14 protein-coding genes are annotated in these 19,520 nt (G+C 26.2%); all 14 read left to right on the top strand.

Annotated elements, in window-relative coordinates; all coding sequences use genetic code 11:
- Positions 1 to 11: 11 nt before the first annotated feature.
- A complete protein-coding gene (locus LLF98_RS09090; protein ID WP_291702847.1) occupies positions 12 to 821 on the top strand; it encodes a TlyA family RNA methyltransferase in 810 nt (269 codons plus the stop codon).
- A 16-nt stretch (positions 822 to 837) separates the two neighbouring features.
- Positions 838 to 1,692: an NAD(+)/NADH kinase gene (locus tag LLF98_RS09085; protein ID WP_291702846.1), complete on the top strand. Its 855-nt coding sequence runs from the start codon at positions 838 to 840 to the stop codon at positions 1,690 to 1,692.
- Complete coding sequence (locus LLF98_RS09080; RefSeq protein ID WP_291702843.1) at positions 1,689 to 2,138, top strand: arginine repressor; 450 nt, start codon at positions 1,689 to 1,691, stop codon at positions 2,136 to 2,138. The genes LLF98_RS09085 and LLF98_RS09080 overlap by 4 nt, the downstream gene beginning before the upstream one ends.
- A 21-nt stretch (positions 2,139 to 2,159) precedes the next feature.
- Positions 2,160 to 3,848 (top strand): DNA repair protein RecN, encoded by a 1,689-nt coding sequence (gene recN / locus LLF98_RS09075; protein ID WP_291702841.1) that lies wholly within the window; start codon positions 2,160 to 2,162, stop codon positions 3,846 to 3,848.
- Between the two features lie 350 nt (positions 3,849 to 4,198).
- Entirely contained in the window at positions 4,199 to 5,389 is a 1,191-nt protein-coding gene (gene spoIVB, locus LLF98_RS09070) for a SpoIVB peptidase (protein WP_291702838.1), read from the top strand.
- 624 nt (positions 5,390 to 6,013) lie between these two features.
- Positions 6,014 to 6,835 carry a sporulation transcription factor Spo0A gene (spo0A, locus tag LLF98_RS09065; protein WP_291702836.1) on the top strand — a complete coding sequence of 274 codons (822 nt, stop codon included), beginning with the start codon at positions 6,014 to 6,016 and terminating at the stop codon, positions 6,833 to 6,835.
- Between the two features lie 171 nt (positions 6,836 to 7,006).
- A complete protein-coding gene (locus LLF98_RS09060; RefSeq protein ID WP_291702835.1) occupies positions 7,007 to 8,017 on the top strand; it encodes a tyrosine-type recombinase/integrase in 1,011 nt (336 codons plus the stop codon).
- A gap of 557 nt (positions 8,018 to 8,574) precedes the next feature.
- Positions 8,575 to 10,107 (top strand): hypothetical protein, encoded by a 1,533-nt coding sequence (locus LLF98_RS09055; protein WP_291702834.1) that lies wholly within the window; start codon positions 8,575 to 8,577, stop codon positions 10,105 to 10,107.
- Positions 10,108 to 10,249: 142 nt separating this feature from the next.
- Positions 10,250 to 11,179 (top strand): hypothetical protein, encoded by a 930-nt coding sequence (locus LLF98_RS09050; protein ID WP_291702833.1) that lies wholly within the window; start codon positions 10,250 to 10,252, stop codon positions 11,177 to 11,179.
- 1,166 nt (positions 11,180 to 12,345) lie between these two features.
- Positions 12,346 to 13,110 (top strand): hypothetical protein, encoded by a 765-nt coding sequence (locus LLF98_RS09045; RefSeq protein ID WP_291702832.1) that lies wholly within the window; start codon positions 12,346 to 12,348, stop codon positions 13,108 to 13,110.
- 371 nt (positions 13,111 to 13,481) lie between these two features.
- Positions 13,482 to 14,660 carry an MBL fold metallo-hydrolase gene (locus tag LLF98_RS09040; RefSeq protein ID WP_291702831.1) on the top strand — a complete coding sequence of 393 codons (1,179 nt, stop codon included), beginning with the start codon at positions 13,482 to 13,484 and terminating at the stop codon, positions 14,658 to 14,660.
- 12 nt (positions 14,661 to 14,672) lie between these two features.
- On the top strand, positions 14,673 to 16,157 hold the full coding sequence (locus LLF98_RS09035) for a Hachiman antiphage defense system protein HamA (RefSeq protein WP_291702830.1): 1,485 nt from the start codon (positions 14,673 to 14,675) through the stop codon (positions 16,155 to 16,157).
- Between the two features lie 19 nt (positions 16,158 to 16,176).
- The gene (locus tag LLF98_RS09030) at positions 16,177 to 18,696 is read left to right on the top strand and encodes a DEAD/DEAH box helicase (protein ID WP_291702828.1); all 2,520 of its coding nucleotides are present in this window, start codon (positions 16,177 to 16,179) and stop codon (positions 18,694 to 18,696) included.
- Positions 18,697 to 18,922: 226 nt separating this feature from the next.
- The gene (locus tag LLF98_RS09025; RefSeq protein WP_291702826.1) at positions 18,923 to 19,297 is read left to right on the top strand and encodes a hypothetical protein; all 375 of its coding nucleotides are present in this window, start codon (positions 18,923 to 18,925) and stop codon (positions 19,295 to 19,297) included.
- Positions 19,298 to 19,520 lie beyond the last annotated feature (223 nt).

Below are 19,520 nucleotides of genomic sequence, written 5' to 3'. Positions count from 1 at the left end.
AGGAGAAATAAATGGCGGAAAAAAAGGAAAGACTTGATTTACTTTTAGTAGAAAAGGGCATAATTACTTCTAGAGAAAGAGCAAAAGCATGCATCATGGGAGGGAAAGTTTATGTTGATGGGCAAAAAGTAGATAAAGCTGGAGAAAAAGTAAGTCAAAGTGCTAATATAGAATATAGAGGAGATACTCTTAAATATGTTAGTCGCGGTGGACTCAAATTAGAAAAAGCAATGAAAACTTATAATATTTCATTAGAAGATAAGGTGTGTATGGACATAGGAGCATCTACAGGGGGCTTTACAGACTGTATGCTTCAAAATAAAGCATCTAAGGTATTTTCTGTTGATGTTGGATATGGACAGTTTGCGTGGAAGCTAAGAACTGATGAGAGAGTAGTTTGTATGGAACGAACAAATATAAGATACGTTACTTTAGAAGATATAGGAGAACCTTTAGATTTTGCATCTATAGATGTATCTTTTATCTCTTTAAAAAAAATAATGCCAGCAACCTTAAATCTTTTAAAAGATAGTGGCGAAGTTGTAGCACTTATAAAACCACAATTTGAAGCAGGACGTGAAAAAGTAGGCAAAAAAGGTGTTGTAAGAGAAAAAGATACCCATAAAGAAGTAGTTTATGGAATTATAGACTTTTTGATTCAACAAAATTTAAATGTTCTAGGAGTAGGATATTCTCCAATTAAGGGACCGGAAGGAAATAGAGAATATTTAGTTTATTTTTCAAAAGATAAGAATAAAGAAAGTAATTTTAAAAGAGAAGATGTAGATACAGTGGTTGAGGCATCACATGTAGAAATTTAACTTCTTTGGAGGGGCTATGAATAATATTGGGATTGCAATTAATCAATCAAAGGACAAAGATAATAACATATTAAATATGGTTATAAATAAATTTAGAGAAAAATTCAAATTAAAAGACATTGCTATTTTTAGCTCTTTTGATATAGAAAAGCAAGACTTAAAAGATATTGATTTGCTTGTTGTCCTGGGAGGAGATGGAACTCTTCTTGGAATAGCAAGATCTTTAAATGAAAGCTTTAATGCACCTATTTTGGGAATAAACATAGGAAATTTAGGTTTTTTATCAAGTGTAGATATTTCCGACATTGATGATGCACTTGAAAAGCTTGAAGAAGGTAAATATAAAGTTGTAGACAGAATGATGTTAAATTGCAAAGCTGAGTCTACTGAAAATAAAGAAGAGCTTAAAGCTTTAAATGATGTGGTATTAGCAAGAGGAACCTTATCAAGAATGGTACGATTCAAAATATTCGTAGATGGTAAAATATATTCAACATTTAAAGGCGATGGACTCATTATAGCGACCCCTACAGGCTCTACTGCATATTCTTTTTCAGCAGGTGGACCATTTGTATATCCTGACTTAGAACTTATAACTATAACACCCATATGTCCACATACAAAAAGTATGCAAACTATTGTATTAAAAGGTGATAGTATTATAGAAATACATGCAGATTATGAGGAAGAAAAAGTTTATTTAACCGTAGATGGTCAAAAGGCCATTAAAGTTAGTCATGAGACTTCAATAACAGTAAGTAAAAATAAAAAAAGTGTGAAATTACTTTTATTTGATGATTATGATTATTTTAAGGTTTTAAGGAGTAAGATTTTAAACAATTCTAAAGAATGCGATGGTGAGGAATTTTGAAATCAAAAAGACATACGAAAATATTAGAAATTATAGGAACTAAAGAAATAGAAACTCAAGAGGAACTTGCAGAGGCATTAAAAAAAGAAGGATTTGATGTAACTCAAGCAACTGTATCAAGAGATATTAAAAATTTAAAATTAATAAAAATGCAAGCGTCTAGTGGTAAGTCTAAATATTTTGTATCTACAGTAGAAGAAAAAAATATAATTAATAGGTTAAGTAATATATTAGTTAATACAGTGATTTCTGTAGAAAATGTAGATAAGATGGTTGTTATAAAAACCATAACAGGGTCAGCACCAATTGCAGCTGAAGCTATTGATAACTTAGAAAGTGCAGATATTGCAGGAACAGTGGCTGGAGACAATACTATCTTTATTTTAGTTAGAAGCATAGAAAGTGCTGAAAATTTGGTAGATAAAATAAGAAAAAGAATGTCATGATAAGTATAAGGATGGGATGAGATGTTAATTCAATTAAATATTAAAAACTTTGCGTTAATAGAAGAAATAACAATAAACTTTAGTGAAGGATTCAATATACTTTCAGGAGAAACAGGAGCTGGAAAGTCTATTATGATAGATGCAATAGACTTTGTTCTTGGCGGAAAATTTTCTAAGAGTATAATAAGAACTGGTGAAGATAAAACATATGTAGAAGCATCGTTTACCATTGAAGGATCCAAAATTTTTAAAGTTTTAGACGAACTAGATATAGAGTATGATGATGTATTGATTGTTTCAAGAGAAAGTCATACAAGTGGAAAAAATTTAATTAAGATTAACGGAAAAAGTTTAATTACATCTCAGCTAAGGAAAGTAAGAGCAAAACTTTTAGATATTCATGGGCAGCATCAAAATGTAGATTTGCTACAAAGGAGTAGTCATATATCATATTTAGATGATTTTATTGATAATGAAATAGTAAATCCACTAAGTAAGTATAGTGCTTTAAGAGAAAGCTTATTGCAAATAAAAGAAGATATTAAAAGAATTTCAGGAAATCAAGATAGAAATAAATTACTTGATTATTTGAAATTTCAAATTGAAGATATTGAAAAAGCCAAGCTTAAAGAAAATGAAGAAGAAAGCTTAAAAGAAGAATATAATATTTTAGCAAATGCAGAAAAAATTAATAATAGTTTATCTACTTCTTATATAATATTAAATGGAAATGAAGAATTTAGTGTAATTGATTCAATTTCAAAAGTAATTCAAGAATTATCCAATGTAGAAAATCATTTTGAAAAAATAAAAAAGAATAAAGAAGCTATTGAAGGGGCATTTTATACTATAGAAGAAGTAAGTCATGAACTTCGCGATATGGCTGAAGAAATTGTTTTTGATCAAAATGTTTTAGATAAAGTAAATGCTAGAATTTATGAAATAAATACGTATAAGAAAAAATATGCACCAACTATTCCTGAAATATTAGATTATCATAGAAAAATAAAAAGAGAATATGATGAGATAGTAAATTCAGAAAAAATAATTGAAGAACTTAAGAAAAAAGAAAAAGAAATTTTATCTAAAATGGAAGAAGAAGCGTTAGTGATTCATGAGCTTAGAGTAAATAAAAGTTGGCATTTAGAAGAGAAAATTTTAAAAGAACTTACGTTTGTAGGACTTGAAAAATCAAGAATGGAAATAAGAGTATCTAGGCAAGAGGATTTTAATGAAAAAGGCTTTGATGATGTATGCTTTTTTATATCTACTAATCCTGGAGAGCCGCTTATGCCACTAGAAAAAGTATTGTCTGGTGGAGAGCTTTCAAGAATAATGTTGGCTTTAAAATGTGTTTTTGCTGAAAAAGATGAAATACCTACTTTGATTTTTGATGAAATAGATACAGGTATAAGTGGAGCTGTTGCGCAAAGAGTTGGAGAAAAAATGTATCAATTATCGAAAATACATCAAGTTTTATGTATAACTCACTTACCGCAAATTGCAGTATTGTCAGATTATCATTATTTTGTTACGAAAAAGGTAATAGATAATAAAACATTTACCCAAGTAAGAACTTTATTAAAAGAAGAAAAAGAATTTGAAATAAGCAAAATGCTAGCTGGTGATGATGTAACAGAAGCTACATTAAATAATGTTAAAGAAATGATAAAATTAAGTGAATTAAAAAAAATAGAAATTAAAAAATAAATACATATACAAATAAAAATTGGTAAAAATAAAATCATGGGTATCGTGGTTTTATTTTTTTTATGAAATATTGATCTATCTTAAAATTAAAATAAAACTCTATTGTATATTTTTATGAAGCTCATAAGGCTTATATTTGCAATTGAAAATACAAATTTGCAAAATAAGATCTGAATGATTTTTATGCTTTGATTAGATTTTAAAGATTTCTTTCATATAAGAAATAAAATTATAGAATTATTAAAATTTAGTATATGCTAAATTTTTTGTCTCGAATAACAAAGTTCTTATAGGATAAGAATATTGTATAGTGGGAAAATTAAAAGTAAGAAGTAAAGGAGGAGAGAAATATGAAGAAGAAATTTTTATGTACAACTAGTCTACTTATAGCTCCAATCCTGATTCTAGTTTTAATTACCATGATAAGTATAAATAATTTGCCGAATAAAATTTATACTAGAAATGAAAAAGCGGTACAGTCAATTTCACCTATAGGAAATACAATAAATAAAATTAGTAATAATGAAAACAAGTATCAAATAAAATTTTTAGGTATGATTCCACTTAAATCTTTAGAGGTTCAAAAAATTAAGGATTTAGAAGTTTATCCAGGAGGAAATTCTATTGGTGTAAGGGTAAATAGTGAAGGTGTACTAATTGTAGGATATTCTGATATAGAAGTTAATAATAAAAAAGAAGAAAGTCCTGGGAAGTTATGTGGTCTTGAAATTGGAGATATAATATTAAAAGTTAATGGCATCGATATGGAAAATTCTATTGATTTGTTAAAAACAATTAAAACATGTGAGAAAGAAGATATAAACGTTGATATTCTAAGAAATGGCGAAAATCTTACAAAAATTATTCATTTAAAAAAAGAAAATGATAAGGATTATAAAATTGGATTATGGATTAGAGATTCTGCAGCTGGAGTTGGAACAATGACATTCTTTGATGATAATACAAAGAAATTTGGAGCATTAGGACATCCAATTACAGATTGTGATACCAATGAACCTTTCATAATTAAAAAAGGAGATGTATTACAATCATCTATAATAAGTGTTAGAAAAGGAGAAAAAGGCTCACCTGGGGAATTAAGAGGAATTTTTATAAATGAACAAACACCAAGCGGTGATATTCAAAAAAATACTCAAAGTGGGATTTTTGGAGAAATTAAAAATATTGAAGCATTAAATCAAGAAAGAAAACCACTTAAAGTAGGATTTAGAGATGAAATAATTATAGGGAAAGCAAAAATAATTACAACTATTGATGAAAATGGTCCACAAGAATTTGATATTGAAATTGAAAAGCTTTTAAATCAATCTACTGCAGGTTCTAAGAGTATGGTAATTAAAATTACAGATCCTAGATTATTAGAGAAAACAGGTGGAATAGTTCAAGGAATGAGTGGAAGTCCAATTATTCAAAATAATAAAATTATAGGAGCTGTAACTCATGTACTAATTAATAAACCTGACACAGGATACGGAATATATATAGAATGGATGCTTCAAGATGCAGGTATAATAAAATAGGAACAAATAAATAATTCATAATTAAAGAGGAAGTCTAGAGTAAAAGTTCTGATACTAAATATAAAATTTGGTTAGCAGAACTTTTGCAGCTTGATTTTTTACTGAGTGATTTAATAAAAATACAATTTTTAGAAATCCGTAATTATATATTAATATATAACAATAAGAAATTAAAAAATAATTCTTTTTTTGAAGATAGGGTATATACATTGTAGAAAAAGAGATATAATTATATAATATATATATATTCGATTAATAATTGAGAATTTAGGAAATATATAGTTACATTTTTATTTAAAAAAATACTTTAAAGTATTTTTTAAGAAACTATTTACTTCTTAAGAATATAAGTGTATAATTTACAAATAGTGGAATAGAAATACATTATAACAATTAAACATATAAAATATTTAGGTAAAAGTAAATATTTTAATATAAATTATAATATCCATTAAGACTAGTGTACATACCCTAATAATAAAAAGTATTTTACAAAAATTTGTAAAAATAGTATTTCATATGGTATTTTATAATAACATAATTATTAGATAGGATATGGTTATAAGGGTAAACGAATATAATACAACATATAATTTAATAATGGACTAAAGGAGAGGGAAAAATATGGAAGATTCAAAAATATCTGTACTTATTGCTGACGATAATAAAGAATTTTGTAGCATTTTAAATGACTACCTATTAAATCAAAGAGATATAGTTGTAACTGGGATTGCAAAAGATGGTAGAGAGGCTTTAGAATTAATAGTAGAAAGAAAGCCTGATTTAGTTATTTTAGACATTATTATGCCACATTTAGATGGATTAGATGTTCTTGAAAAATTAAACACTATGGAATTAGAAAAGGTTCCAAGAGTAATAATCTTATCAGCAGTTGGGCAAGATAAAATCACTCAACAAGCTATAACACTTGGAGCAGATTATTATACTGTAAAACCTTTTGACATGGAAGTATTCACTAAAAGAATAAGAGAAATGTTTAATGGTGTTTCTTCACAAACAACAAATGTAAGAGCTTCATATCAAACATCATTAATGATATCTTCATCAAATGATAATAGAACAAAGGTGCCTATGGATTTAGAAACAGAAATAACTAATATAATACACGAAGTTGGTGTTCCAGCTCACATAAAAGGATATATGTATTTAAGAGAAGCTATTACTATGGTAGTAAACGATATGGAATTATTATCAGCAGTAACAAAGGAATTATACCCTTCAATAGCTAAGAAGTACAACACAACAGCTTCAAGAGTTGAAAGAGCTATAAGACATGCAATAGAAGTTGCATGGGGCAGAGGTCAAATAGAAGCTATTAATAGACTATTTGGATATACAGTTCATAATGAGAAGGGCAAGCCTACAAATTCAGAATTTATCGCAATTATTGCAGATAAATTAAGACTTAAGAATAAAGTGTCTTAATAAGCCTTAAAGCAAGATGAAAAGCTAAGTTGAAAGTTGTGGAAAATAATTTCCATCCATATATTAATAGCAACTAATAGTTTTTCATAGCAATTAATATTACAAAATTATGTAAGACTAATACCTTTTATTAGTTGGGTGTAACAATCTAACTAATAGGAGGTTATTTTTATGCCAAAAATTAAAACCAAAAAGGAGTTTACAATTCATATTAAGGATTTTATAGATTATTGTAAACTTAAAAATCTGTCAATTAAAACTATAAAAAGTTATTATCAAACATTAGCTTTATTTGCTAAGTATTTGGAAGAAGAAAAACAAATATCGAAAGTAGATGAAGTTAATAAAAACATTGTAGAGGAATATTTGGAATTTACTAAAGAAAGAGGAAAATATTCATATGTTGCAAATGACAAAAGTTTAGAGATTAATTTTCAGCAAAATAGAAGAGATTTAGGGAAAGAGATTAGTCCAGTTACTATAAATTGTTATCTACGAAATATAAAAGTATTTTTCAATTGGCTAGAAGAAAATCAAATTATAAAATCAAATACTGTATCAAAAGCAAAATTTTTAAAAGTAAAAAGAAAAGCTAAAGACCAAATAACAGATGATGAATGGAAAGCTCTTATAAAAGCTATGGATTTAACAAAATTCCATGAATATAGAGATTATGTAATAACAAATCTAATTTTGGATACAGGAATGAGATTGACAGAATGTATTAATTTAACCATAAATGATGTTGATTTAGACAGAAGAAGTATACTAATACCAGCGGAAATTAATAAAGGTAAAAAAGATAGAGTAGTTTTCTATAGTCCACTAATGGCCAAGATACTACAAAAATGGCTTAGATTTAAAGATAGTATGCAAAGCACTGAATTACTATTTCTAACTCAAAGAACAAATGGAATACTTACTGCATCTAATTTTGAAAGGAACTTTAGGAGTTATATGCTAAGAATAGGATTAAATAAGAATATAACACCACACTCACTAAGAAATAATTTTGCTAGACGATTTCTAATAGCTTCTAAGGGTGATATCTATACATTATCAAGATTATTAGGTCATAGTTCTGTAACTGTTACTGAGAAAGCTTATTTAGATTTGTCTGATGAAGATTTGAGAAATGCATATCAGAAGTATAGTCCTTTAGAGAATATAAAGAAGTGGTAAATACATAATGTGTTAATAAATATATGCAGGAAGAGTTTATTATTATTGATTTATATATTTTATATTCATCTCAAATTGGTGTTGAACGGTAGACAATATTTGGAATATTTACTAATTGCTATGCATCATAACAATATCATTTTACGTATATTGCGATTTTTAATTACAATATAATTAAAAGCGGGCAAGAAATGCTAAAGAATACGTGTTAAGAGCTAATTATAATATATTGCAGTAGTGCAAAAATTCTAAATGTTTTTGAAGAATAATTAAAAATTTGAAAAATCATGAATTTGTTATGTTCTTTATGTAGAGCATGTTTGTGGAGTTATGGTGAGGTGGTAGAGGATTAGAGTTAGTGGAGATATTAATTAAAAATTGAGTGATAAAGCGACACTACATGAAAAACATTTGGTGCCATGATGTTTATAAATATTTAAACTATTGCCTTTTCAATTTATTAATGATATGGTAAAACATAAATATGTTATAATATTGAAGCTATGAGATATTATGCTTTAAATTATTAACAAAGTGATGATTAGAGGGGTGGTAAAATGACTTATTGTTTAGCTTGGAAAAAAGAAAAGAGTGTATATATGATTGCTGATACAGCAGTATCTGAAAAGACAAATGAATTAGAATCTACTACTAATTCATTTGGAGAGGTACAAGGATTGTATGGAAAACACTACATACAAGAAGGGGTGTTAAAAATTTATAAAGTATCTCCGAATTTGGCTATATCATATTCGGGAAATGTTGATGCTGCTCTTGAAATCATACAAAGAGTATATCAATGTATTTATGAAATGAATATATCTGAAATAGATACTATATTGAAAAGTATTGAAAACAGTTATGATAAATACGATGTAGAAATGATTTTTATTTTTTCGAAAGGTCAAGATGATAATCATATATACTTATTTTCGGAGGGGAGTTTTAGTGAGTGTGATTATGCTGAAATTGGTAGTGGAAAAAGTATACATTTCTTGTCGGATGATATGAAGGGAATAGTAAATGGGTTATATTCTAGTAAGTTTGAAAAGGAATACTATCTATCAATGATAATTGCCTGTAGTCAATGTTATATTCTAAAAAATGATATTTTTAAATATGGAGTTGGAGGTACGCTATCAGGGATTTTGCTTAATAATACATTAAAATGGTTTAGAGATATTGAATATTATTTAGTTGATGATGACATAAGTCAATGTAAAGCAATATCGGTTATAGTTAGAAATAATAGTGTTTTTTCATCATCTGATATAGATGGTAAAAAAAGATATATGCTTAATAGTATAACTGATACAAAAATTTGGGAGGATCTATATTTAAGAAAAGGAATTATAAAGTCACTTGATACAAAGAATGCTTTTTATTATGTTTTTTATAGTAGAAAATATAATGTGATTTATTTTATGAATGTTAATAGTTGTGTACATAATATCCATTTTAGAAGATATATAAGACGTGGTAATGAAGAAACAGATTATGCATATACATTTCGTCCTGACTTTAAAAAACATTTTATACAATTTGATAGTCATAATGAAAGAATACCAGCATTATCGGAAATGCAAGTTATACCAACTAAATATATTTCTCATAAAGAAATTCTAGAACAGTGTAATGAAGAGGATATTTTACAACAAGCTAAACATGAGGATATGGATTTTGATTTTAGTATTGGACAATATCCTGGTTATGATATTTCACTTATAACTCCAATAAAAAAAGTAATAAATGAATACCACAATTTAGTGTTGATAGATTATCAGTATTTCTGTGATGCTGTTGAAGAAAAAATAAATCTATATGAACCATTTAGGGCTTTTAAGATGGAAAATTTAAATTTAGAAGCAATAGTAAATAATTTCATGAAACAAATGATTCCAGATGAGTTTGAAAAATATTTATTTTGTGTGGTGAAACAAAATAATTATAAAAAAGTAATTTCAGGTTATAATATGGATGATTTCTTTGATAAATATAATAATGCATTTATAATTAATGTTTCTGATTTAAAAAATGGTTTCTATGGAACATTATTAGCAAAACAGACTATGCCAAAATGTGCAATATAAGCAGGCCAACTTTAGATAAATATATAAAAGTTCTTGTAGAAGGTTAGAAATAATCTTCTTTTATTTTAATAAAATATGGTATCATAAGTGTGTAGCGGAAAAAATTGAATATAAGCTAACATTACAAGAGGAGAAGAGAGTTATGAATATTAGTAATGTCTTTGTTTATTTAAATGAAACATTTAATAATAGGGAGCTTGCAACTGCTTTTTGGATTTCGATGTTTCTTATCTATATTTTATTAAAAAAAGATACTAGAGTATCGCTGTTTAATATTATTAAGTGTGCATTAGAGAAAAAATTAATTATTTGGTATATAACAATGGTAGTATATTATTTGGGAATAGTATTTATATTAATTAAATGTGGATATTGGGAAAAGAGGCTTTTAAAAGATACAATTGTATGGTTCGTTACCATTGGATTAATTTGGTGCGGTAAAGCTATTGGAACAGCAAAAGATTTTAGTTACTTTAAAAAGCACCTTAAAAGTAATATAAGGTTAATGATAATTCTTCAATTTATATTAAATTTATATACTTTTTCATTTATTGTAGAAGTTGTTTTAATGATAGGCATGACAATTTTAACATTATTTATAGTCTTTCTTGATAAAAATGAAGAGCTTCAGAACCAAAATAGTAAAAAGTTAAAGAAACTCTTAACTATAATTCAGAGTTTTATAGGATTGTACATGTTATTCTATTCAATTAGAGAAATTGTTATAAACATAAGTAGCATTATAGTAAAAGATAAAATTAAAGATATTTCATTACCTGTAATACTTTCATGTATGTTTATGCTATATATTTACTTATCATGTATTTATGCAAGTTATGAACAACTATTTGCTAGAGTAAGTTTGAAAAAAACAATTGATGATAGAATTAGATTCTTTTTAAAAGTGAGAATTATAATTTTTTGCAATATAAATATTAAAAGGATAAATTGCTTTATTGAACGTAGTAATATAATGAGAAGTTATGTAAGAAATAAGAAAGAGGTACAAGAATTGATTCATAATTATAAGTCATTTAGTATTGACAGAGAAAACAATAGAATAAGTGTATAAGTAATATTGAAGAGGAGTAGTGTTTATCCTCTTCTCTTTTGTTTTAAAACTTAAAATTACTATTGTTTTCGTTTTAAGATAGTATATAAGAACATTTATAATTTGACTAGTTTTTGGTCTGTTAAAAGCTTATAGGGGCTCTTGGTTACGTTTTGAAAAGTTCTACGTAGTTGATATGAGGCGTTCACACCTTGATAATTACACCATTGAAAATTTATTGACGATAAAAATATATTGTTCAAATTTTATGGTTGAGTACATAAACATACACAAATTGTAAAAAAAAGTTACTATTACATACATTTTGAATAATTGAAATAGTTAAGTAAATACTAGCGATTTATCGTAAACGAAGATATCTTAAAACCAAGATTTTATATTGAAAAATGTATATCAATAGATATGTTATTCTGGAGAAAATGGAAGTAAATAGAACAAAAAAATAGATATAAAAAGATGTTTATATCTAAACGTGAATAATATCTAAATTTAACCATATTTGAACTTTGAGTAATGCTTTAAATTATGTTATATTAGATTTTACTTGGCTAGTTCATACGATATCTCAATTATATCCTATATTATATATAATAAGTTAATACTAACTTACTGTCAAGTAAAATTATTTAACGTTAAGAATTATTTTAGAAAGGAAATAAGATAATGGGGAAACAAGTGATTTACAAAGAAAGACTAAGGCCGTGGAGTTATATGGATAGTAGTTAAAATTAAGTCAAGAAGTTGATGATGAGTTATATACTCTCTTCAAAACTAATATTTACAAAAGATAAAATTATTAAATTTACGAAGGAGAAATAAAAATGGATAAGATTAATTTAGAAGTATTAAAGAAATTAGAATTAAATAAGGAATATACGTATAAATAGCTATGTGATTTAAGGTTATTTAACAAATACTATTCTGGAATGTCGAATGGCAAAAAGGGGCAATTTGAGGAATTAGCTGTATATTGCAAATATTCTAAGCTACGAAAATCTCGAGGCAAATATATAATAAAAGAAATATATACACAAATGCAAATAATTAACCAACTATCACAGAGTCAATTACAAAATGATATTCAGTTATTGGTGTTAGATAAATTAGCTAGAGCTAATAGGAATAATATAATAATTACTACGCGTAATTTAATGGGGGATTGCGGAATGGTTAATAATAATTATTTCTACAACATTGAAGACATTGCCTATACATTGAATATTGAAGAAGATATTGTGTCGGAGATATTATCTTTAACTAATAATACTAATTCTGGATATATAAAAAGAGCATTAAATGGTTTGAAAAGTAAAGGATTAATATTGTTAGAATATATTTTATTTATAAATGTACAAGTATTTCTTGAGAATAATGAAGATGGAACACCTAAAAAAGAAGGTTTATATGATATAGAAACAAGAGAAGCAACTCAAGAAGAAAAAGCTTTATTCATAGAATTGCAAAACCAAACCATGGAAGGAATGAAGATAGATAATCTTAAAGATTTATATAAGCTGAAAAATACAACTCTAAGAATGGCATTCTATAAAAATTTAAACTATAAGTTTAAAATGCATGGAATATATTCAAGCTTTTTTGCGTATAACATTACTTCATCTAAGGAATTTGTTATTAAGGAATTAGGAAAACGTAGGGCAATGGAGTTAAAATCAAATTTAAATCAATCTATCTTAGATAGTATTTATTCTAAAATAGAGATAAAAGCAATTGATGTGGATGCTAAGTTTTTAGATGAATTGGATGAATTAGTAATTCCCTTATATGATGATTTAATAGAAAAAGAGAAAATTAAAGAAGGAACTAGAGCAAAAGACAATTATATTGAAGATGGAAAAGAAGTTGCTAAAACTGTTATTTCATCTAAGACTAGAAAACAAATTAAAGAAGCACCTAAAAAAGTTAGTAATTAATTTATGTTTTAAGGTCATTGTAGCTAGTGCAAAATAATAAATGTAATGTATTTTTAGAAAATATATAATAAATTTTGAGATGAAAAATTATAGATTAGCACCAATTTTAGGTATATAACAGTAATAGTTATATAGTTAAATTTGGTGCTAATATTTTGTTTCTAAACAACTAGAAAGTTATATAATAATTATATTTTTTAGTGATTAAATTTTTAGTAAGAATTGCAACGAGGTATTTAGTAATTATTAATAGGTGGAATAGTGAAGTATTTTTATTGGAAAAGTTTTAAGTAGTTACAAAATAATTCAATAATATACTATTTATGCTATAATAAATATAAAAATATAAGAATTGTAGGAAGGTAGTAAAAATGTGTAGTGTTGCAATTAAGTGTTTTCCAGCGAGTTATGGGGAAAGTTTTTTATTAACAATATCACAAGATAAGGAAGAGTATAATATCCTGATTGACTGTGGGTTAGTAGATACATATAAAAATTTTATAAAGAAAGAGTTAGAGTCTATTAAAAAGATTGATTTGATAGTACTTACTCATATAGATGATGACCATATAGGTGGAGCGGTAGAGCTGTTTAAAGATAAAGAGATTATGCAAAAAATCGATATTGGTAATATATGGTTTAATGATTTATATAAAATTACTGAAGGAAAATATAAACATGATATAGTCTTAGAGTCAAACGAAAAAGAAGAGTCTAATAAGAGCATTTTTGATGAAGAAGTATCATATGAGAGCGCAAAGATTTTAGCGAATTACATCTTAAAAAGTAAGCACCGAGATGTTTGGAATAAGGATGAAGTTGTTGTACAATGTGAAAAACAGCTCTACAAAGAAGTGTATCCTATTAATGATTCAATAAAGTTTGTGCTATTATCTCCTAAGTCCCAAAGAATAAACAAACTTTTTGAAGAGTGGTGTGATGAGTTAGAAATAGAGAGTGATGGTCTAGTTATTGATAATAAAACAATGAATAAATTCTACAATTACTATATAAATAGCGAAGATAGTAGTGAGGTTTTTGATGAAGATTGTTGTATAGGAGAAATACAAATAGAAGAGTTAGCAAAACTAGAATTTAACAAGTCAAATCCAGCTAATAATGCTTCAATAGCTTTTTTTATAGAAGTGGGAGGAAAGAAAATGTTATTTTTAGGAGATTCTAATTCGAGCGATATTAAGAAGAGCCTTGGGAAATATGTAGAAGATAATGAGTTGAAAAAGATTGATTTTGATTTGGTTAAATTAAGTCATCATGGTAGCAAATACAATATTTCTTCAAAATTTTTTGATTTATTTAGTTCGAAAAAATATGTTATATCTACTAATGGAGATAGGTATAATCATCCAAACCTAGAATGCTTATGCAAAGTAATAGTTAAGCAAACTAGTATGAAAGAAATTTTATTTAATTATAGAAATTGTGAAATATTACGAGAGCTAGATAAAATTCAACTTAAAGAAAAGTATAAATATATCATTAATATGCCAGCTTCTGCGGAAAGCGAAGAAATACTCAATATAAACATATAGGAAGGACAAGATATGGATTATTCATTTGTATGTAAGTTGTTCAAGGCTGAAAAAGTTTTAGGAACGGCATTTCTTATTAAAAAAAATATATTATATACAGCAAATCACAATTTTAAAGAGCTAACTAGCTATGATGATTGCTATGTAGAATATAGGAATGATTTTGGGAAAAAATACTTTTTTGAATCGGTTAATAGAATCCCAGATTTGGATTTAGCAGAAATTATATTAACAGAGGAAATTCCTATAAGCTACATACCAGAAATATCAACAGAGTGTATAACAGAGGAAAAATTATTTGCCTATGGATATAAATACAATAAAGAGACGGGGGAGGTAGTAGGAGTTCAACTTAAACTTGAAAAATATGATGATTTAAACGGGGAGATTGGAGATAATCTATTCATGATTGAAAATCAGGAGGATAGAGCTAAATGGAATGGAGTATCGGGTGGAGCGGTTTATTCGGGAAAATATATACTTGGGATGGCTATAAGAAATTATGGTGGAGATGGTGTGAAAACAAGAATCAAGGTCATTTCGTTTAATAAAATAATAAATTATCTAGTAGAACACAATAGAATGGAGCTGATAGAAAACATTCCTCAAAAACAGTTTTCGTTACAATTGAGTAAAAGATTGATAGAAAATGAGAAGCTATGTAATGAACTATATTATCATTCATTCCATGAGTTTGAAAATGAAAATATAGATTTTAGGATAAGTTTTTTTAAGGTGGAAGGACATGGAACTATAAATACAAAAAAATATTTAGATGAGATAAACAATGCAATAGGAGAATATGCTTTGACTTATGATGAAAGATATTCTTTAGAAAATAATGAGTTACCTAGTATAAAGTATATAGAAAATATGCATAAAAGAATAGAGAAAGTTAAAGCCAGAATGAATTGCAATTTTAATAGTGCTTATATTATATTGTGGATGTTATCAGAAGGAATTATTAATGCTCCTAAAATAGGAAAAGTTTTAGTAGAAAAGGAGTGCCAATATTATGAAGAGGATATATATTTTAAAAAAGGTGAAAAAGGAATTAAGTTATTAATTCCAATCATCTCAGTTTATGAAGATTTATTTCTCTCTTTAGAAAATTTAATAAATTCCATAGGGATAAGAGACAAGAATAACTTTGTGGAACTCACAGGAATAGAATGGGATGGAAAAGCAGTTGAGTGTTTAGATTACAAATCACAAGTAGAAATTGGGAGGATAACTAGAAATGAGTATAAGGGGAATGTTGATATTGATATAACTGCATTAGTTGTATATAATAGCAAAATATATGAAAATATTCCTTGTATAATAAATAATGAAAAAAGAATAATTAAATATTTTACAGATACGTTTACGAAAAAAATCACTGATGATGAGAATAAATATAATGGATTAGTAAGATTAAGTAATAACATAGGAGATATAAATGTAAATTTATTTGTATTGCCAATATCAGATATAAGAACTATAGAAAATATTTAGAAATAATGGGTGTTATATAATGATTATATTAAAAGAATCAGACTTGTTATTAGTCAATATGTTAGTAGATAAGTATACAAGAGTATATATAAAGAAAGAATTTTTAAAGTTAAATGTTAATTCTGAAATTAATGCGGATGAAATGAAGATAGGGCTTGGGCTAGCTAATATAATGTCATTTTCTGAAAAGTTTTTATATCAAAAGCTGGCTTTAAGATATGCTACTATAATATCAAGCGTTAGTGAAGATAATAAGATATTAATAAAATGTAATAATATATTATCAAATTTAACTATATTTACATTTGAAAATGTTTTAAGAAAAAGAAAAGGATATGATAAAAATTTAGTACATTATAAGGGAATTTCTTTATTTGAAGAATTATATAAAAAAGAGTTTTTTTCGAAGAATTTTGCGGGGAAAAAAGAAATATTAAATAGGTTCCAATTATCAACAAGTAATGCACTAAAGAATGTAAAAAATATCAGTATATCAGCCCCCACATCAATAGGAAAATCATTTTTGATGAAAAAAATAATTATAGACCAACTAGTTAATACACAAACTAGAAAAATAGTGTACATAGTTCCAACACGAGCATTAATTAATGAGGTTATGAATGATATACAAAATGAGATAGTAAGCCTAAATTTAGATGAGAGAATATTTGTAACGTGCTCATCTGAACTAAATGATGAAATGGTAGAAAATAAAGTGATATTTATTTTGACTCAAGAAAGATTAAATCAATTATGCAGTAATGCTAGTGAGTTTAACTTGATTTTAGATTTATTAATAGTTGATGAAGCTCAACAGATAGCAGAAGGTGCTAGGGGAATATTGTTAGAATATACAATAAAAAGAGCTAAACAATTATGGAGAAATATAAAAATATTTTTTGTAAGTCCGTTAATTGAAAATCCAGAAGTATTTATTAAAAGATTTGAGTTGGAAAATACGTATTACAGACATGAAAAACTATCAACAGTAAATCAGAATGTAATAACACTAGAAGAAGATAGTAAAGATTCTGATATCAAGATAAAATATAAAGATAAGACTATAAGCAGCTTTGAATATAGAAGTAAAAGCTTTCGTCGTTTAGAAGATAGAATAGCATATGTAATAAATAAATTTAACAATGATGAAAATTCTATTATATATTGTAATATACCAAGTAGTACAAGGAAAATATCAAATAAATTAGCTAAGCAGAAAAATTTTCCTAAATTAAACATTATAGAATTAGATGAGTTTAGTGACTTCTTAAAGAAATATATATGTGAAGAATACGATTTGGCTGATTTAATACAACGTGGGGTAGCATATCATTATAGCAAGCTTCCAAGTATAATAAAAAATGGAGTGGAGGATTTAGCTAAGGATGGAAAATTAAAAATAATATCATGTACATCTACTCTGCTGGAGGGTATTAATGTACAAGCAAATAATATATACATATATAATCCTAAGAAAAATACGGAATTTTTATCAAATTTGGAATTTTGGAATCTTTCTGGTAGGGCAGGAAGAATGAATAATGACTTATGTGGAAATATAATTTGTATTAATTTTAAATCTGATTGGTATAATTCAAATTATGCAAGAAGAAAGATAGAAGACATAGAATTTAAAAAAAATAAAATGATAAGTGAAGAATTGAACCAATTTAAGTCGTATATAGAAAATAAAGAGACTATAAAAGTTAATAGAAATAATAAAGAGGTAATAGTATGTAATGAAAATCTTGAAAGTATCTTACTTTTAGAAAAAATTGATGGACAAAATATAGTGGAAAAATATTTAGATAAAAGCAATGATATTCTAGAGATAGATTCTATTTTAGCAGAAAAAATTAATAATAATGAAGCTCCGAAAGAATTATTAAAAAGACTAGTTGGAATTGATATTGTAGCAATAAATATATTATGGAATACATTTATAAAAAATTATAATAGTATAGAATTATATTTCTTGCTAAATCCATTTTTTGAAGAAGCTGATAAAAGATTTGGAATTATTCTAGGAGGAATAAATAAAATATTTTTTAATGGTAAATATACAGATAAACAATTAAATGCAATAAAGATAACAGGCCTCAAGTGGATGAGGGAAAAGAATATTAGAGAGATAATATTTTATGATTTTAGTCCAAGTGAGTATACATCCAGTGAGATAAATGAAAAGATACAAGATAGATTGGGATTTTTAAATGAAGAGATACGATTTACTATAAATAAATATCTTTATGCATACCAAGAAATATTAAAGGAAGTTCTTAAATTGAATGGTGGGGAGTTATATATAGAAAAGTTATGTAATTACTCCTTATATCTAGAATTTGGAGCATCAAAAAAGACGACATTAGAATTAATGTATTTGGGAATATTTAGAGAAGGTGCAATAAGTTTATCAAATTACATATTCAGCGAGGAGCCTGATAAAATAAGAAGTGAGCTTAAAGCACTAGATATTAAATCTTTAAAAATTAATAGTTATATAAAGAAAAAAATAATGGAAAAACTTAGCATGCTATAAAATTTAGTATTATGAAAAATGTTATACTTATAGATAATTAGTGCTTATTTATAAGTATTTAATAAAATCTCATTTTTAGCGTGATAAAGTATGATGTAGATGTTTTACTTCATTTACTAAAAGATAATATTAAAAGAATGATTATGCATAATTTTTATAAAGGAGATATTAAAATGAAAAAAAAATAATTCTTATAATATTAACATTGATATTAGTAAGCATAGGAATGATAAGTAACATACCAGTTATTTCCGATATGGTATCAGGAGTATTATCAAATACTCCAATAATAGGACAAGTTCTTACCGCAATAGATATAGTATGGGCATTTAAGTATTTTTATTATGGAGTAGATAGTTCAAATATTGGATTTATGGCACTTAGAGTGATAAGTATATTAGCAACATTAGTAACATCATCTTTAGTTTATAAAGTTGAAAAGAAATGTATTGATAATGATATAAAATTAAAGATAATGCTTATAATTTCATGTGCAATTGTCTATATGGCATTTAATTATGTTATTTCGAGTGTATGTATTAAAATAATCAATGCATATATTAGTGCGGGAAATACTGTAGGAAATTTACGAATAAGATAGTGTAGTAATTAATATTCTGTTTTGGTTACTAACGTATTAGTTACTACTATATTAATAATTATAATTTAGTAAGATTATTGAGGTGGAGTATACCCTATTTGATAGACACATAGAAAAGTATGTATAATAAGTACAGATAAGGATGTGTTAATCAAATGACTAAAAGAAAGAAATTTTCAGTAGAATACAAGATGGAAATAATAAAATTAGTAACAGAGCAAGG

The sequence above is a fragment of the Clostridium sp. genome (assembly GCF_021372645.1).
Classification (GTDB): Bacteria; Bacillota; Clostridia; order Clostridiales; family Clostridiaceae; genus Clostridium.
The sequence above is the reverse complement of the archived record's forward strand: the minus strand, read 5'-3'. Positions and strand labels throughout refer to the sequence as shown.

What these genes read in the sequence shown, in the direction of transcription:
- LLF98_RS09090 (WP_291702847.1), top strand. Translation starts at nt 12, where the DNA reads ATGGCGGAAAAAAAGGAAAGACTTGATTTACTTTTAGTAGAAAAGGGC.
- LLF98_RS09085 (WP_291702846.1), top strand. Translation starts at nt 838, where the DNA reads ATGAATAATATTGGGATTGCAATTAATCAATCAAAGGACAAAGATAAT.
- recN (WP_291702841.1), top strand. Translation starts at nt 2,160, where the DNA reads ATGTTAATTCAATTAAATATTAAAAACTTTGCGTTAATAGAAGAAATA.
- spoIVB (WP_291702838.1), top strand. Translation starts at nt 4,199, where the DNA reads ATGAAGAAGAAATTTTTATGTACAACTAGTCTACTTATAGCTCCAATC.
- spo0A (WP_291702836.1), top strand. Translation starts at nt 6,014, where the DNA reads ATGGAAGATTCAAAAATATCTGTACTTATTGCTGACGATAATAAAGAA.
- LLF98_RS09060 (WP_291702835.1), top strand. Translation starts at nt 7,007, where the DNA reads ATGCCAAAAATTAAAACCAAAAAGGAGTTTACAATTCATATTAAGGAT.
- LLF98_RS09055 (WP_291702834.1), top strand. Translation starts at nt 8,575, where the DNA reads ATGACTTATTGTTTAGCTTGGAAAAAAGAAAAGAGTGTATATATGATT.
- LLF98_RS09050 (WP_291702833.1), top strand. Translation starts at nt 10,250, where the DNA reads ATGAATATTAGTAATGTCTTTGTTTATTTAAATGAAACATTTAATAAT.
- LLF98_RS09045 (WP_291702832.1), top strand. Translation starts at nt 12,346, where the DNA reads ATGGTTAATAATAATTATTTCTACAACATTGAAGACATTGCCTATACA.
- LLF98_RS09040 (WP_291702831.1), top strand. Translation starts at nt 13,482, where the DNA reads ATGTGTAGTGTTGCAATTAAGTGTTTTCCAGCGAGTTATGGGGAAAGT.
- LLF98_RS09035 (WP_291702830.1), top strand. Translation starts at nt 14,673, where the DNA reads ATGGATTATTCATTTGTATGTAAGTTGTTCAAGGCTGAAAAAGTTTTA.
- LLF98_RS09030 (WP_291702828.1), top strand. Translation starts at nt 16,177, where the DNA reads ATGATTATATTAAAAGAATCAGACTTGTTATTAGTCAATATGTTAGTA.
- LLF98_RS09025 (WP_291702826.1), top strand. Translation starts at nt 18,923, where the DNA reads ATGATAAGTAACATACCAGTTATTTCCGATATGGTATCAGGAGTATTA.